General features: G+C 69.5%; 17 protein-coding genes. 14 read left to right on the top strand and 3 right to left on the bottom strand.

Going from position 1 to position 15,128, the window contains the following annotated elements; genetic code table 11:
- Positions 1–10: 10 nt before the first annotated feature.
- Positions 11–826, bottom strand: coding sequence for a DUF3109 family protein (locus FFS72_RS09110; RefSeq protein ID WP_137873720.1), 816 nt, complete (start codon positions 824–826; stop codon positions 11–13).
- A 66-nt stretch (positions 827–892) separates the two neighbouring features.
- Here FFS72_RS09110 and FFS72_RS09105 point away from each other — a divergent pair, with 66 nt between their 5' ends.
- Genes FFS72_RS09105 through FFS72_RS09095 form a run of 3 tightly spaced genes read left to right on the top strand, consistent with a single transcriptional unit; the run spans position 893 to position 4,096 of the window.
- Entirely contained in the window at positions 893–1,843 is a 951-nt protein-coding gene (locus tag FFS72_RS09105; protein WP_050065591.1) for a Ppx/GppA family phosphatase, read from the top strand.
- A complete protein-coding gene (locus tag FFS72_RS09100) occupies positions 1,840–3,207 on the top strand; it encodes an Rv0497 family membrane protein (protein ID WP_137873626.1) in 1,368 nt (455 codons plus the stop codon). Before FFS72_RS09105 ends, FFS72_RS09100 begins: the two co-directional genes overlap by 4 nt.
- A gap of 1 nt (position 3,208) precedes the next feature.
- On the top strand, positions 3,209–4,096 hold the full coding sequence (locus FFS72_RS09095) for a sugar phosphate isomerase/epimerase family protein (RefSeq protein ID WP_171018605.1): 888 nt from the start codon (positions 3,209–3,211) through the stop codon (positions 4,094–4,096).
- 47 nt (positions 4,097–4,143) lie between these two features.
- Here the strand turns inward: FFS72_RS09095 and FFS72_RS09090 are convergent, their stop codons facing one another.
- On the bottom strand, positions 4,144–4,560 hold the full coding sequence (locus FFS72_RS09090; protein ID WP_137873625.1) for a hypothetical protein: 417 nt from the start codon (positions 4,558–4,560) through the stop codon (positions 4,144–4,146).
- Between the two features lie 121 nt (positions 4,561–4,681).
- Between FFS72_RS09090 and FFS72_RS09085 the strand changes: the two genes are divergently transcribed.
- From FFS72_RS09085 to FFS72_RS09055, 7 genes are all read left to right on the top strand, one after another.
- Positions 4,682–5,311 carry a MerR family transcriptional regulator gene (locus tag FFS72_RS09085; RefSeq protein ID WP_137873624.1) on the top strand — a complete coding sequence of 210 codons (630 nt, stop codon included), beginning with the start codon at positions 4,682–4,684 and terminating at the stop codon, positions 5,309–5,311.
- Positions 5,308–6,165, top strand: coding sequence for a thioesterase family protein (locus FFS72_RS09080; protein ID WP_137873623.1), 858 nt, complete (start codon positions 5,308–5,310; stop codon positions 6,163–6,165). The genes FFS72_RS09085 and FFS72_RS09080 overlap by 4 nt, the downstream gene beginning before the upstream one ends.
- Positions 6,166–6,203: 38 nt before the next feature.
- Positions 6,204–7,019 carry a pyrroline-5-carboxylate reductase gene (proC, locus tag FFS72_RS09075; RefSeq protein WP_137873622.1) on the top strand — a complete coding sequence of 272 codons (816 nt, stop codon included), beginning with the start codon at positions 6,204–6,206 and terminating at the stop codon, positions 7,017–7,019.
- A 125-nt stretch (positions 7,020–7,144) separates the two neighbouring features.
- Positions 7,145–7,378, top strand: coding sequence for a helix-turn-helix domain-containing protein (locus FFS72_RS09070; RefSeq protein WP_050065852.1), 234 nt, complete (start codon positions 7,145–7,147; stop codon positions 7,376–7,378).
- Between the two features lie 228 nt (positions 7,379–7,606).
- Positions 7,607–7,708 (top strand): 30S ribosomal protein bS22, encoded by a 102-nt coding sequence (locus FFS72_RS09065; RefSeq protein ID WP_003402602.1) that lies wholly within the window; start codon positions 7,607–7,609, stop codon positions 7,706–7,708.
- Positions 7,709–8,140: 432 nt separating this feature from the next.
- Positions 8,141–9,172, top strand: a complete 1,032-nt coding sequence (locus FFS72_RS09060; RefSeq protein ID WP_050065853.1) for an NAD-dependent epimerase/dehydratase family protein — start codon at positions 8,141–8,143, stop codon at positions 9,170–9,172.
- Positions 9,169–10,191, top strand: coding sequence for a lysophospholipid acyltransferase family protein (locus FFS72_RS09055; RefSeq protein ID WP_137873621.1), 1,023 nt, complete (start codon positions 9,169–9,171; stop codon positions 10,189–10,191). The genes FFS72_RS09060 and FFS72_RS09055 overlap by 4 nt, the downstream gene beginning before the upstream one ends.
- 117 nt (positions 10,192–10,308) lie before the next feature.
- On the opposite strand, the gene FFS72_RS09050 is transcribed toward FFS72_RS09055, so the two are convergent.
- Positions 10,309–11,277, bottom strand: a complete 969-nt coding sequence (locus FFS72_RS09050; RefSeq protein ID WP_502704093.1) for an HAD family hydrolase — start codon at positions 11,275–11,277, stop codon at positions 10,309–10,311.
- 168 nt (positions 11,278–11,445) lie between these two features.
- Between FFS72_RS09050 and FFS72_RS09045 the strand changes: the two genes are divergently transcribed.
- The 4 genes from FFS72_RS09045 to hemC all read left to right on the top strand — a co-directional run bounded on the left by FFS72_RS09045 (position 11,446) and on the right by hemC (position 15,075).
- Positions 11,446–11,706 carry a glutaredoxin family protein gene (locus FFS72_RS09045; RefSeq protein WP_050065599.1) on the top strand — a complete coding sequence of 87 codons (261 nt, stop codon included), beginning with the start codon at positions 11,446–11,448 and terminating at the stop codon, positions 11,704–11,706.
- Between the two features lie 212 nt (positions 11,707–11,918).
- Positions 11,919–12,683 carry a redox-sensing transcriptional repressor Rex gene (locus tag FFS72_RS09040; protein WP_249353204.1) on the top strand — a complete coding sequence of 255 codons (765 nt, stop codon included), beginning with the start codon at positions 11,919–11,921 and terminating at the stop codon, positions 12,681–12,683.
- Positions 12,680–14,077, top strand: a complete 1,398-nt coding sequence (locus tag FFS72_RS09035; RefSeq protein WP_137873618.1) for a glutamyl-tRNA reductase — start codon at positions 12,680–12,682, stop codon at positions 14,075–14,077. The genes FFS72_RS09040 and FFS72_RS09035 overlap by 4 nt, the downstream gene beginning before the upstream one ends.
- Positions 14,074–15,075 carry a hydroxymethylbilane synthase gene (gene hemC / locus FFS72_RS09030; RefSeq protein WP_137873617.1) on the top strand — a complete coding sequence of 334 codons (1,002 nt, stop codon included), beginning with the start codon at positions 14,074–14,076 and terminating at the stop codon, positions 15,073–15,075. Before FFS72_RS09035 ends, hemC begins: the two co-directional genes overlap by 4 nt.
- Positions 15,076–15,128 lie beyond the last annotated feature (53 nt).

The following is a 15,128-nucleotide window of genomic DNA, read 5'->3' as shown; positions in this document are numbered from 1 at the left end:
GGTGTCGGTGTCAGGAGTCGGTGCCCAACCGCGCCGTGCGGACCCCCGCCTTGGCCTCCCGTGCGACCGTGGTCGCGGGATGGACGGCGATCAGGCCCAGACCGGCCCGGCGCCTGCAGTGCCTGACGAGTTCGTCGTATGCGGGTTTGCCGAGCAGCTCGGTCAGTTCCGGGCCGTAGCTCTGCCAGACCGGCCGGGTGCCGACGTGCGCATCCGGCGAACCCGAGCAGTACCAGTGCAGGTCCGCGCCGCCCTCGCCCCAACCCCGGCGGTCGTACTCGGTGATCGTCGTCTTCAGGATCTGCTCGCCGTCGGGCCGGTCCACCCATTCCTGGGTGCGCCGGATCGGGAGCTGCCAGCACACGTCGGGCTTGACCTCGAGAGGCTCGATGCCGTTGCGCACCGCCATGATGTGGAACGCGCAGCCGAGCCCGCCCTCGAACCCGGGACGGTTCAGGAAGATGCAGGCACCCTTGTACCGCCGCGTCCGCAGCGCAGGCTCGTCCTCCAGGTCGTCCTCCTCGACGTACCCCTTCTTGCCGAGACCCTTGTCCATGAACTGCCAATCCGCGGGCGTGAGCATCTTCACGCACCGGTCCAGCTTCTCCCGGTCCTCGTCGTCGGACAGGAACGCGCCGTGCGAGCAGCAGCCGTCGTCCGGTCGCCCCTCGACGGTCCCCTGGCAGGCCGGAGTGCCGAACACGCAGGTCCAGCGGGAAAGCAGCCACGTCAGGTCGGCCACGATGACGTGTTCGGAATTCGTGGGATCGACGAACTCGATCCATTCACGCGGGAAGTCGAGACCCACCTCCGGGGTGGGCGTCATGTTCACGGAGGGCGCGGTATTGCCTGCTGTCACAGTGCCCGACGGTAGACCCAGTACCGTGGTCACGTGCGGTTAGGGGTACTCGACGTCGGAAGCAACACCGTCCACCTTCTCGTGGTGGATGCGCACAGGGGTGCGCATCCCACGCCGATGAGTTCGACGAAGTCGACTCTGCGGCTCGCGGAGAACACAGACGACCGGGGTGACATCACGGTCGTCGGCGCGGATCGCCTGGTCGCCGCCGTCGGCGACTTCGCATCGATCGCGGCCACCTCCGGATGCGGCGAACTGATGGCGTTCGCGACGTCCGCGGTCCGCGACGCCACGAACTCCGACGCCGTACTCGCCCGGGTGCGCGAGGAGACCGGCGTCAACCTCGAGGTCCTGTCCGGGGTCGACGAGGCCCGCCTGACCTTCCTCGCGGTGCGCCGCTGGTACGGCTGGAGTGCGGGCCGGATCATGAACTTCGACATCGGCGGCGGCTCCCTGGAACTCACCTCGGGTGGTGACGAGGACCCGGACGTCGCGTTCTCGCTCCAACTGGGCGCCGGCCGTCTGACCCGGGACTGGTTGCAGTCCGATCCGCCGGGGAAGCGCCGTGTCGCGGTGCTCCGCGACTGGCTCGACGCCGAACTGGTCGAACCCGCCAAGGCGCTGCGGGCCGCCGGTGCACCGGACCGGGTCGTCGGCACGTCGAAGACGTTCCGGTCGCTCGCCCGACTCACCGGGGCCGCGCCCTCCGCGTCGGGAGCCCGGGTGCGGAGGACACTGACTGCCAGCGGTCTGCGGCAGCTCATCGCGTTCATCTCCCGGATGACCACCGCCGACCGCGCGGAGCTGGAGGGTGTGAGCGCGGACCGGTCCCAGCAGATCGTGGCGGGCGCGCTCATTGCGGAGGCGACGATGCGGGCACTGGCGGTCGAGGAACTCGAGATCTGCCCCTGGGCGCTGCGGGAAGGCCTGATCCTCCGCAAACTGGACACGGAAATGGGTGGGGAGCTGGTGGTGACGCGATGACCGAGAACGCCGGGAGGACCGTGAACGCCGAGGACACCGGACAGGTCTCCGTCGCCGAGCTCCTCGCCCGCAACGGCCAGCAGGTGCAGTCGCGGGGTGGGCGGCGTCGGCGGGGGAGCGAAGGCGGCATCAGTGTCGCCGAACTCACGGGCGAGTTGCCGGTCATCAGTGACGCACCCACCCGAAACCGCCGCGCAGCGCCGGACCCCGACGACGACGTCGTCGGTGCCGTATCGGAATCCGTGCTGGCCTCCGCCGCGGCGTGGCCCGCGACCGCTGCACCCGCGTCGCCCGCGCCGGCCCCCGAGCCGCCTGCCGCGACGCCCGAGCCGCCTGCCCCGACGCCAGCTCCGACGCCCGAGCCGCCTGCACCGACGCCCAGTGCCTCGGTCGATGTCGCTCCGCAGGTCGCGCAGTCGCAGCCGCCCATCCTCGATCCGTCGGCCGCGCCGGTTGTCGACCACACCCAGTCGATTCCGGCGCTGCGTCGCGCCGTTCTCGCGAAGGCAGATGCGGATCGCAAGGCGGAAGCCGACAGGAAGGCCGAAGCCGACGTCAGGGCAGAAGTCGACCGCAAGGCCGAAGCCGATCGCAAGGCCGCGGCCGATCGCAAGGCTCAGGTCTCGGCGCCCCCCACGCCTGCGCCGCGCCCGACGGTCACGCCGAAGTCGGCGGACCGGTTTCCGCCCGCGGTCGACCGGACCGAGATCGTCGCACCGGTGGCGGCGGCCGCCGAGCAGACCGCCATCGTGTCCGCGCTGCCGAAGCGGCCCGAGCCCCCCGCCACCGCCCCTGCGGAGAAGGTCCCGACCGCACGGTCGTCGAAGGACAAGGCGGCAGCGTCCACAGCGGACTCCGGTCGCCTCGACCCGGTCCGCGAACCGGCACTCTTCACCGGACCCAGCCTCGAAGCGGACCTGCTGCGTCAGGCCCGCAACTCACGCACCGAGTCGCTCGACGAGGCACGCGCGCAGGTTCACACCACCGGAGAATTCCCGAAGATCGTCGACGCTCCGGCGAAGGACGACGACGAGACGGGGACCGACGCGGGAGCGCCCGCCACCGCGCCGACCAGGTCCCGGCGTGCGGTCTCGGAGGGCAGCGCGGTCAAGCAGTGGGCCGTCCTCATCGGACAGGCGGTGGTCGCGATCGTCGCGGGCGCCTTGCTGTTCAAGGGTTTCGAGAAGCTCTGGGAGTCGCTTCCGTGGGTCGCGCTGGTCCTCGCGGTGCTGGTCATCGCCGGGCTGGTCGCGGTCGTGCGCATCCTGCGGCAAACCGAAGATCTGCTGAGTCTGCTGATCGCGGTGATCGTCGGTGTCTTCGTGACCATCGGCCCGCTCGTATTCGTCCTCAGCTCGAGCTGACGTGACGGCGGGAGAGTCGGGAACCCGGACCTCGGGGGGCAGGCGAACGGGTCGGATTCTCGTCGGCCTGTCGACCGCCTCGGTGTACCCGGAGAACACCGAGGCGGCATTCGAGTACGCCGCGGACCTCGGGTACGACGGTGTCGAGCTGATGGTGTGGGCCGAGTCGGTCAGCCAGGACGTCGCCGCGGTCACCGGGCTGGTCCGCAAGTACGCGGTTCCCGTACTCGCGGTCCACGCGCCGTGCCTACTCATCTCGCAACGAGTCTGGGGTGCGGACCCCGTCGCAAAGCTCGAGCGGTCCGTTCGCACCGCGGAAAAGCTCGGTGCACAGACCGTGGTCGTGCACCCGCCGTTCCGGTGGCAGCGCCGCTACGCCGACGGCTTCGCAGACCAGGTCGCCGAACTCGAGGAACGCAGCGACGAGGTCACCGTCGCGGTGGAGAACATGTTCCCGATGCGAGCAGACCGGTTCTGGGGCGCCAAGTCGAAGTCCGCGGAGCGCCTCGAGAAGCGAGGCGGGCCCGGACCCGGTGTATCGGCGTTCGCGCCGTCGTACGACCCGACCGACGTCGGGCACGCGCACTACACACTCGACGTCTCGCACACCGCGACCGCGGGCATGGACGCTCTCGCGCTCGCCGACCGGATGGGATCCGGCCTGAACCACCTGCACCTCGCCGACGGGCGGGGCGCCTCCGCCGACGAGCACCTCATCCCGGGCCACGGTTCGCAGCCGTGTGCACAACTGTGCCGGTCGCTGGCCGAATCCGAGTTCTCCGGACACGCGGTGCTCGAGATCAACACACAGAACGCGCGCACCCGCGCAGAGCGTCGCTCCATGCTCGCGCAGTCGCTGGCGTTCGCCCGCGAGCACCTCGCGCCGTAGCCCGGGCAGAGGGCCGACACGCTGATTCAGGGGCCGACACGGCTGTTTCAGAGGGCCGACACGGCCGCGGCGATCGTCGCGATGCCCGAGACCACCAGTCCCACCACGAGGACCCCGAACCCGACCCACACGGATCGGATCCAGCGGTTCGGTCCGGCGGGGTCGGTCCCGAGGACGGACAGGAAGAATCCGGCGGGGACCAGGATGGCCGAGGACAGCACGAGCACGGACCCGACAGTCGACCACACGGTCCCGACACCCGCGGCCTGGGTGAGCAGCGCAACGACGAGGCCGAGCGTGACCAGGACACCTGCGTGCGCGTGTCCGGCACGGAACATCGTCTTCTGGAGTGCGTTGGCCGGCTGGCGGCCGGAGACGACGCGGAGCATGAAGGTTCCGCCGAACGCGATTCCGACGACGGTGAGCAGGGTGATTCCGGTGACGAGAGCGAGAACGGGGTCCATGACGGCTCCTCCGGGTGGGCGAAGGTACTCTCGGACAGCTGGATAGAATCGGTATCCAATATTTGGATAGTATTGGTATCCAAAGGCTCGGGTCAAGGGTCGACGGCGAAGGAGGTGCGCGATGCGGGTGTCCGAACTGGTGAAACGCTCGGGTGTCCCACTGGCGACCGTCAAGTACTACCTCCGCGAAGGTGTCCTCATGCCGGGGGCCACCACCAGTGCCACCCAGGCCGACTACGGCGACGAGCACCTGCACCGACTCGCACTCATCAAGGCACTTGCCGGGGCAGGCCTCTCGATCCACAAGATCCGGGTCATCACCACACTCGTCGAAGACCCCGGCGACAACCTGCACGAGACCATCGGTCGTGCGATCGCGGCCCTCCCGCCCTACCGGGACGGGCCCCGGCGCGCCGACCACCCGCGGGCCCGGCGCGCGCTCGAACACCTCGGCCAGGTCTACGACCCCGCATATCCCGCGGTCGAGCAGTTCGAACGGGCGCTCGAGGCCGTCGAGAGCGTCGGCATCCCGATGACCGACGAACGCCTCGACGCCTACGGAAAGCACATTCGGGGCATAGCCGAGATCGACTTCGCGCTCACGCCGACCGAGTCCGCGCAGGCCGCCGTCGAGTACTCGGTGCTCGGAACGGCCGTCTACGAGCCGGTCATCGCAGCCATGCGCCGCCTCGCCCATCAAGACATCTCGGCGACCCGCCGTGACGACAGTGCACCTAAGGACACCCCATGACCGACGTCAAGACCCTCCGCTCGACCAGGCCCTTCACCGAGCTGACCACCCTGACGCCGGTCGCGGACGGCACCTACACGGCGCACATCGACCCGATCTGGACGATCGGTCCCAAGGTGCACGGCGGCTGCATGATGGCCGTGTGTGCGGCGGCGGCCCGCGAGGTCGTCCGGGCGGCAGGCGGGGCGCGTGAGCTCCAGCCCGTTGCGGTCAGCGCCAACTACCTGTCCGCCCCGGACCCGGGTGACGTCCGCCTCGCGACGACGATCCGCAAGCAGGGCAGGCAGGTCTGCCTCGTCGACGTCGAACTCTGGCAGGGCGAGCGTCTCGCCGTCTCCGCCGCAGTGACCCTGGGGGCTCCCGACGTCGCCGAGCCCCGCCACCGGGAACCGCTCGCGCTCGACGCACTGCCCGCCGAGCCCACGGCGGACTCGTCGGCGATCACCGACGAGCATCCGATGGCCGCGATCGTGCACGTCGCCAAGGGATGCGACCTGAGGGTCGACCCGGCCGCCGCCCGGTTCCTGACCGGTGAGCAGGGTGATCCGGTGAACCGGATGTGGGCGCGACCGATGCCGGAGGACGAGGCGGACACCGACACGGCGGCGCTCTTCGCGATCATGCTCGGCGACATCAGCGCCCCCGTGACGATGAACCGGGGCATGTTCGGCTGGGCGCCCACCGTCCAGCTGACCACGTACCTGCGCCGACTGCCCGAGCCGGGCTGGATGCGGGTGATGGCGAGCGCCGAGGTCCTCGGCGACACCTGGTTCGAGGAGGATCACGTCGTGCTCGATTCCTCGGGCCAGGTGATCGTGCAGAGCAGGCAGCTCGCGATGATCCCGAAGGGCTGACGCCGTTTGCGTCGACCCTGCATGGCAGGCTCTCGGTCATGACGAGAATCGCAGTGATGGGTGGCGGCAGGATCGGCGAGGCGCTGATCGCGGGCCTGGTGAAGTCGGGCCACGCACCCAAGGACCTGGTCGTCGCGGAGCAGTACCCGGAGCGTGCGAAGGAGCTGGCCGGTCGGTACGGGATCCTCGCCACCACCGTCGCGGACGCCGCCGAGGGCGCGCACGTCGTGGTGATCGCGGTCAAGCCCGCCGACGTCGACGCCATCATGGTCGAGCTGAACAAGGTGGACCTCGACGGTGACCTCGAGCAGCTGGTCGTGAGCCTGGCCGCGGGAATTCCGACGTCGCGGTTCGAGAGCAAGCTCCCCGCCGGGTTCCCGGTCGTGCGGGTCATGCCGAACACACCGATGCTGGTTGGCGAGGGCGTCAGTGCGATCGCCGCGGGCCGCTACGCCACCGCGGAGCATCTCGCGACGGTGCGGGAGGTACTCGGTGCCGTCGGTCGCGTGGTCACCGTGCCGGAGGCGCAGCTCGACGCCGTCACCGCGGTGTCCGGGTCGGGTCCGGCGTACGTGTTCCTGGTCGCCGAGGCGATGATCGAGTCCGGGGTCGGACTCGGACTGACGCGGGCGACCGCGACCGAACTCGTGGTGCAGACGCTGGTCGGTTCGGCGTCCATGCTGGCCGAATCGGGGAGCTCCGCCAACGAGTTGCGGGCCGACGTGACGTCGCCGGGAGGCACGACCGCAGCCGCGATCAGGGAACTCGAACGCGGCGGGCTTCGTACGGCGTTCAACGAGGCACTCTTCGCCGCGCGGGACCGTTCCGCTGCCCTCGGCGCAGGTCCGGAATGACATTCGATATCTCACACCCGTCGCAGTAATCCCACCTGTCCCGTTAAGCTCGACTGCAGCACGTGCGTGTCTGTTCCGCCGGAGGGGAAGCCGGCGGCGCGACACGTGCCGGAGGTATGCAATCGATGGTGTCTACAAACAAGCCGAAGGGTTCGGGTCCGGAAAGCCAACCTGTCCTCGGCGGCACGCAGTTTCTCACCGTCGCCGAGGTGGCGGCGCTGATGCGTGTGTCGAAAATGACGGTGTACCGACTGGTCCACGGCGGCGAGCTGCCTGCGGTCCGGGTCGGACGGTCGTTCCGGGTGCACGCCAAGGCCGTGCACGACTATCTGGAAACGTCGTACTTCGACGCCGGCTGACGGTCGGTTTTTCGGCGCCCGCAGGTGACCGGTACGATGTTGTTTCGTCGTGCCAGCCAGCCGGGTGTCGTCAGGCGCTGGGTTAGCGGATACGAGGCCACAGCGCCAGGTTGGCGTGTGCCGGCAGGTGGTCGACGCCGATTGGTGTCGATACCGACCGGACAGGCCAGAACGGACGTACGTCACCGGCGTGCGCAGGAACGCTATAGAAGAACGTGAGGAACTCCCGTGGGTTCAGTGATCAAGAAGCGCCGCAAGCGCATGTCGAAGAAGAAGCACCGCAAGCTGCTTCGTAGGACTCGCGTCCAGCGTCGGAAACTCGGCAAGTAGTTCATCCGAGTTCTCGGGAAGGTTCATACGCCCGAGGCCCACGATGCCCGCCACCGTTTCGGTGGCGGGCATCGCGCGTTCACGAGGGTTCGTCGGCCGAGGATCCGCCGCGATCCGGGCCATTTCGGGCATTTCGTCAGTTGGTCGTCCAGCCAGGTCGCCGAGACCCGATATTTCGGCAAAACACCTGGTGTATGGCCCGTTGCGAGCTCGTTAAGTTTTTGAACGCAGCCCCGAAAAGCGACTACGCTCGTCGGTGACCGTTCGGTTATCGACGGAAAACCGATCGGTGACCTACCGGACATGTCGGATCGGGCGAGATCGCGCAGGGTTCCGGGGACGGATGTCCCATCCAGGAGCACGAGGTGTCTCTCGCAGGCACAGGCAGGGGTGGTCGTGGCAGGTGATCGCGGGGTGCAGCCGCCATCGGTGGTGCTGGTGACGGGCGCAAGTCGATTCCTGGGTGGGTATCTGGTGGCGAAACTCGCCCAGAACCCCTCGGTCGAGAGGGTGATCGCCGTCGACTCGCGAGCGCCGTCGAAGGACATGCTGCGGCGGATGGGGCGTGCCGAGTTCGTTCGCGCGGACATCCGCAACCCGCTCATCGGCAAGGTGCTGCGCGGTGCGAAGGTGGACACCGTCGTGCACGCCGCGACCATGGTGAAGCCCCCCAAGTCGGGCAGTCGGACCGCGATGAAGGACATGAACGTCCTCGGTGCCATGCAGTTGTTCGCGGTCTGCCAGAAGTCTCCGGACGTCCGCAAGGTCGTGGTCCGTTCGACGGCGGCGGTCTACGGCTGCAGCCCGAAGGACCCGGCGAAGTTCAGCGAGGAGATGAGCGCCCGCCGCCCCCCGCACGGTGGATTCGCCCGCGACAGCATCGAGATCGAGGGCTACGCCCGCGGCCTCGGTCGGCGGCGCCCCGAGATCGCGGTGTCGCTGCTGCGGATGGCGCCGCTGATCGGACCGAACCGGCACGGCTCGGTGTCGCGCTACCTGCAGTCGCCCGTCGTTCCGACGATCCTGGGCCGCGACGCGCGGATGCAGTTGATCCACGAGGAGGATGCGCTGGCCGCGCTCGAGCGCGCGACGATGGCCGGGCCCGCGGGCACATTCAACATCGCGGGGGACGGTGTCGTGATGCTCACACAGGCGATCCGGCGGTCGGGCGGGATTCCCGTCCCGGTGCCGGTGCAGTTGATCGGCTCACTCGGTCGGGTCCTTCCGGGGTCGGGGCTGCAGGGCTTCACCCGTGAGCAACTCGAGTACTACCACTTCGGGTGCGGACTGGACACCACCCGGATGAGGGCCGTCCTCGGCTTCGAGCCCAGGTGGACGACGCTGCAGGCGCTCGACGACATGGTCCGCGGTGCGGCGGTCCGTCCCGTGGTGAGCAGGGAGTGGCTGCGGTCGGTGGAGTCACGAATTCAGGACATGGCCGGTGTGGGGGAGGTCGTTCGATGAACGAGGTTGCGAAAGTCATTCCGTTGCGCGGTGAGTCGGCTCGGACGCCGCGCGGAGGCGGGCGCGGGATCCGCCTCGAGCGGTCCGATCCGACGCTGCTGTTCCCGCGGGCGCCCGACGCCGCGGCGCCGTCGTCTGGGGGTTCGGTCACCGATCAGGTGCGCGACGCGGCGCGCAACCTGCTGGCCGACCAGGTTGTCGCGGCGGCCGAGTTCCTCCGCCGTCGTATCACCGGCGACTACGAGGTCGACGATTTCGGCTACGACCCGCACTTCGCCGAGAACGTGTGGTTGCCGCTGCTGCGTCCGGTGTTCGAGTCATGGTTCCGGGTGGAGGTGCGGGGCATCGAGAACGTGCCCGCAGAGGGCGGTGCCCTCGTCGTCGCCAATCACGCAGGCGTCATCCCCATCGACGGCCTGATGACGTCGGTGGCGATGGTCGATCACCATCCCGCGAAGCGTCCGCTCCGGATGCTCGCCGCCGACATGGCGTTCGAGATGCCCGTCGTTGGCACCGTGGCGCGGAAGGCCGGTCACACCCTGGCGTGCAACCCCGATGCGGAGCGCCTCCTGCGCGGTGGGGAGGTGGCCGCGGTGTTCCCCGAGGGCTTCAAGGGCATCGGCAAGCCGTTCAGCGAGCGGTACAAACTGCAGCGGTTCGGGCGGGGCGGCTTCGTGTCCGCGGCGCTGCGCACCGGGGTCCCGATCGTGCCGTGCTCCATCGTCGGGTCGGAGGAGATCTACCCGAAGATCGGTGAACTGAAGTCGTTGGCGCGGTTGCTCGGGCTCCCGTACTTCCCGGTGACGCCGCTGTTCCCGCACTTCGGGCTGCTCGGGATGATTCCGCTGCCGTCGAAGTGGTACATCGAGTTCGGCGAGCCGATCCGCACCGACACCTACGACGTCGCGGACGCCGAGGACCCGATGGTGATGTTCGAGCTCACCGACCATGTCCGCGAGACCATCCAGCAGACCCTGTACCGCCTGCTCGCGCAGCGGCGCAACGTCTTCATGGGCTGACCCCACCCGACGGCGGCGCCGGCGGGTGTGACGGCGGCGGTGCCGTCAGGGGTGACGACGGCGGTGCCGTCAGGGGTGACGACGGCGGTGCCGTCAGGGCTTGCGACGGCGGTGCCGTCAGGGCTTGCGGCGGCTGACGACGGCGGCGATCGCGCCGCCCGCGGCTCCCAGGGCCAGTGCGGTGGGGACGCCGATCTTGGCGGCCTTGCGTCCCGTCCTGAAGTCGCGGATCTCCCACCCTCGGTTGCGCGCAACCTCTTTCAGGTCGGCATCGGGGTTGATCGCGACGGCGGTCCCGACCAGCGACAGCATCGGCACGTCGTTGTGACTGTCGGAGTACGCGGAGCAGCGCTTGAGGTTGAGGCCCTCGCGGATCGCGAGGGTGCGGACGGCGTGCGCCTTGCCCGCGCCGTGGAGGATGTCGCCCACGAGCCTGCCGGTGAAGCGGCCTTCCTCCGACTCGACGACGGTGCCGAGCGCGCCGGTCAGGCCGAGTCGTTTGGCGATGACCTGGGCGAGTTCCACCGGTGTCGCCGTCACGAGCCACACCTGCTGTCCTGCGTCGAGGTGCATCTGGGCCAGGGCGCGCGTGCCCTCCCACACCTTGTCCGCGATCAGTTCGTCGTAGATCTCCTCGCCGAGCCGGGTGAACTCGGCGGTCTCGCGGCCCGCGATGAACGCGAGCGCCTTCTCCTTGCCGGAGGCGACGTCCTCGCTGTTCTCCTTGCCGGTGGCTCGGAACTTGAGCTGCTGCCATCCGAACTGGGCCATGTCGGAGACCGAGATGTACTTGCGGGCGGCGAGACCTCGCGCGAAATGGATGATCGACGCGCCCTGGACCATGGTGTTGTCGACGTCGAAGAAGGCCGCGGCGGTGAGGTCGCGCGGCACCGTGCTCGTGTCGGCACCGGTGTCCCCGGGCGGGACCGCGGACTCGGCCTCGTGCAGTGCGAGTGCGGCGTCGGCGCTCGCCTCGCCTGCGATGCTCGCGCGTACCTGCGCGTCGGTCGGCCCCAGCTTGCGGCCGCGGCGTCGCACGCGGGACCAGTTGGTACCCGACCAGCTGGTACCCCTACCGGCACCCATCGGCCCTGTCAGCCCAGGCACTCGCACCTCCAGTGGTTGGCTGTCCGAGTAACCCTATCGTCCGGATCGTGGGTGTACCGGGCGGACGGTGGGGTGTCTTCCGTCGTGTGACCTCCGTCTCGGGAGGTGGGGCCGCGGCCGCGACCCGTCGGTGGCAAGGTTGGGGTCATGACGACCGCGGCGCACACCCTCACACTCCTCACTCGCGCCGGGTGCGGTTCGTGTGTCACGGCGCGAGAGCAACTGCTGCCGCTGTGTGAGGAATTCGGCATCCCCCTCGAAACGGTCGACGTCGACGAGGCGGCGGCCGTCGATCCGGAACTGCGGGCGGAGTACGGCGACCGGCTGCCGGTCGTACTGCTCGACGGCCGCGAACACAGCTACTGGGAGGTCGACGAGGTTCGGCTGCGATCGGATTTGACAATCTGACGGCGATTCGTTCGCCCCGCTGCCCGGTCGCTGTGCAGGTCGCGACCGGTTGAGCAACTTTGTGCATGGCTTCACAAGCGGTTACCGTGGGGGCACGACCCCCCGGATCAACGTGAAGTCCGGCCATGTGCATGGCAGGACGAGGAGCCACCGACGTGACAGATCAGCACCAGCCGCACGGGCTGTCCGCCCGTGACGCAGCAGGGGCTGAAATGTCTTCCGGTACGGACACGCGAGAGTCGGTCCGTGACCTTCCGCAGGCAACGGTGACGCGGCTCGCGACCTACCTCCGGGTGCTCGGTGTCATGGCCGACGACGGAATCCACATCGTCTCCAGTGAGGAACTCGCCACGGCGTCCGGCGTCGGGTCGGCGAAGCTGCGCAAGGACCTGTCGTTCCTCGGGCCCAACGGTGTCCGGGGTGTCGGCTACGACGTCGCGCGGCTGCGCTCCCGCATCGAGGCCGGACTCGGGCTCGACCAGGGTCACCGTGTGGTCCTCGTCGGCGTCGGCAAGCTCGGCGAGGCACTGGCCCGCTACGGCGGTTTCGGTCGACGCGGATTCACGATGGTCGGGCTGTTCGACTCCGGTGCCGAGCGGATCGGCATCGACATCGACGGACTCTCCGTCCGTGACTCCGCGGACCTCGTCGGCGCCTGCCGTGAACTCGACGCGACGATCGGTGTCGTCGCCACGCCCGACGACGTCGCGCAGCAGGTCTGCGACGACCTCGTCGCTGCCGGTGTCCGGTGCATCCTCAGTTTCGCCGCGACTCCGTTGGAGGTGCCCGCCCACGTCGAGGTTCGACGGGTCGACCTCGCCGCGGAGATGCAGGTGCTGTCCTTCCGCAGTGCACGCAAGACCGAAGCGGACGCCGCACCCGCGGCCGTCGGCATCGGGGGTGGGTCGCCGCGCGCGTCCCGCTCGACCTCGACAGCTCTGGGTTCGACAAAGAATGGATCGGTGATCGCGCCGTGAGTGTTCTCCTCGTCGGGATTTCGCATCAAAGCGCTCCCGTCCCCGTCCTCGAGCGGGTCGCGGTTGCCGACACGGATCGGCCGAAGCTGATCGACACGCTGCTGGAATCCCCGCACATCTCGGAGACGATGATCGTCTCGACGTGCAACCGGGTGGAGATCTACGCCGTCGTCGATGCCTTCCACGGTGCGCTCGCCGCTGTCGGCGAGGCGATGTCCCGCCATTCCGGTCTGGAGTTCTCGGACCTCACGAAGCACACCTACGTCCGGTACAGCGAGGCCGCTGCGGAGCACCTGTTCGCGGTGGCGAGCGGTCTCGACTCGATGGTGGTGGGGGAGCAGCAGATCCTCGGCCAGATCCGGACGGCGTACGCGGTGTCCGACACGCACCGTGCCGCAGGCCGGGTGCTGCACGAACTGGCCCAGCAGGCGTTGCGGGTGGGCAAGCGCGTCCACACGGAAACGGGTATCGACCGCGCCGGGTCGTCGGTGGTGTCGGTGGCGTTGGACCGCGCCTCGAGCATCCTCGCCGTGTCGGGCGAGGAGGGCGGTCTCACGGGCCGCACCGCGGTCGTCGTCGGTGCAGGCTCGATGGGCGGGTTGTCGGTCGCCTACCTGACGCGTGCCGGAATCGGTCGGGTGATCGTCGCCAACCGGACCCGTGAGCGTGCGGAGCACCTCGCGGACACCGTGCGTGCCGCGGGCGTCACCGCCGCCACCGTGGAACTGTCCGACCTGGCCTCGGCGCTCTCGGAGGCCGATGTGCTGGTGGCGTGTACCGGCGCGGTCGGTGCTGTGGTCACCCTCGCCGACGCGCACCTGGCACTCGCTGCACGTAATTCGGCTCAGCGCCCGCTCGTGGTCTGCGACCTGGGACTGCCCCGCGACGTGGAACCCGCCGTCGCCGGGCTGCCCGGGGTGACCCTGCTCGACATCGAGACGATGAAGTCGGACCCGGCGGCCGGCGCGGCCGCGGCGGACGCGGACGCGGCCCGTGAGATCGTCGCGGGCGAGCTCGCCACCTACCTGGCCGGGCAGCGCCTGGCCGAGGTGACACCGACGGTGACCGCGCTGCGGCAGCGGGCGGCGGATGTCGTCGAGAGCGAACTGTTGCGCCTCGAGTCGCGGCTGCCGGGTCTCGATGATCCTCAGCGTGACGAGGTGGCCCGCACGGTGCGCCGTGTCGTCGACAAGTTGCTGCATGCACCGACGGTCCGGGTCAAGCAGTTGGCGACGAAGCCGGGCGGCGACACCTACGCCGCGGCCCTGCGGGAGCTCTTCGAGCTGGCGCCGGGCAGCGCCGAGGCCGTCGCAACTCCGATGGAGATGCGGGCCGTGGAACGGACCGACGACTTCTCCGGTACGGACGTCTGGACGATGGGGGCACAGGAATGAACGCGTCGGCGCCGTCGGTCACCGGCACCGAGACGACCCGCCGGACCTTGCGCATCGGTACGCGCGGCAGCCTGCTCGCGACCACGCAGTCGGGCATGATCCGGGACGCGTTGATCGCGGCCGGCCAGCCCGCCGAACTGGTGATCATCACGACGAAGGGCGATGTCACCGCCGGTCCGGTGCAGCGCATCGGCGTCGGAGTGTTCGTCGCGGAGCTGCGCGAGGCGCTGCTCGCCGGGGACGTCGATGTCGCCGTCCACTCGTACAAGGACCTGCCGACGGCACAACCCGACGACCTGGTCATCGCAGCCGTGCCGCCGCGTGAGGATCCGCGTGACGCGCTGGTCGCCCGCGACGGGATGGTGCTCGGCGAACTGCCTCCGGGTTCGCGGGTCGGTACGTCGGCGCCGCGCCGCCGCGCCCAGCTGCGTGCCCTCGGCCTCGGACTGGACATCCAGCCGCTGCGAGGGAACATCGACACCCGACTCGGCAAGGTCGCGTCCGGTGAGCTGGACGCCATCGTCATCGCCCGCGCCGGACTGTCCCGGATCGGTCGCCTCGACGCGATCACCGAGACGCTCGAGCCGGTGCAGATGCTGCCCGCGCCGTCGCAGGGTGCACTCGCGGTGGAGTGCCGGGCGGACGACCCGGAGCTGATCGCGGTGCTCGCCGGACTGGAGGACGCCGCGACCCGTGCAGCAGTGGTCGCCGAACGCGCACTGCTCGCCGAACTCGAGGCCGGCTGCACCGCGCCGGTCGGCGCGATCGCCGAGGTCGTCGAGTCGCTGGACGACGACGGCCGGATCTTCGACGAGTTGTCGGTACGCGGCTGCGCGGCCGCCGTCGACGGGTCGGACTCCATCCGGGCGTCCGCGGTCGGGTCGCCGGACCGTGCCGAGGAGTTGGGGCGTGCGGTTGCGCGCGAACTGCTCGAACTCGGCGCGCGTGACCTGATGACCGCAGCCGAAGCCGAGGACAAGGGGGGCGGAGATGACTGACCTGTGGTGGCCGCCCGGCGGGTGGTCGAAACGCTGCGCGTGTCCGTCGCACC

This window comes from Rhodococcus sp. Q (genome assembly GCF_005503035.1).
Taxonomy (GTDB): domain Bacteria; phylum Actinomycetota; class Actinomycetes; order Mycobacteriales; family Mycobacteriaceae; genus Rhodococcus_G.
This window is presented reverse-complemented; position numbering and strand designations above follow the sequence as displayed.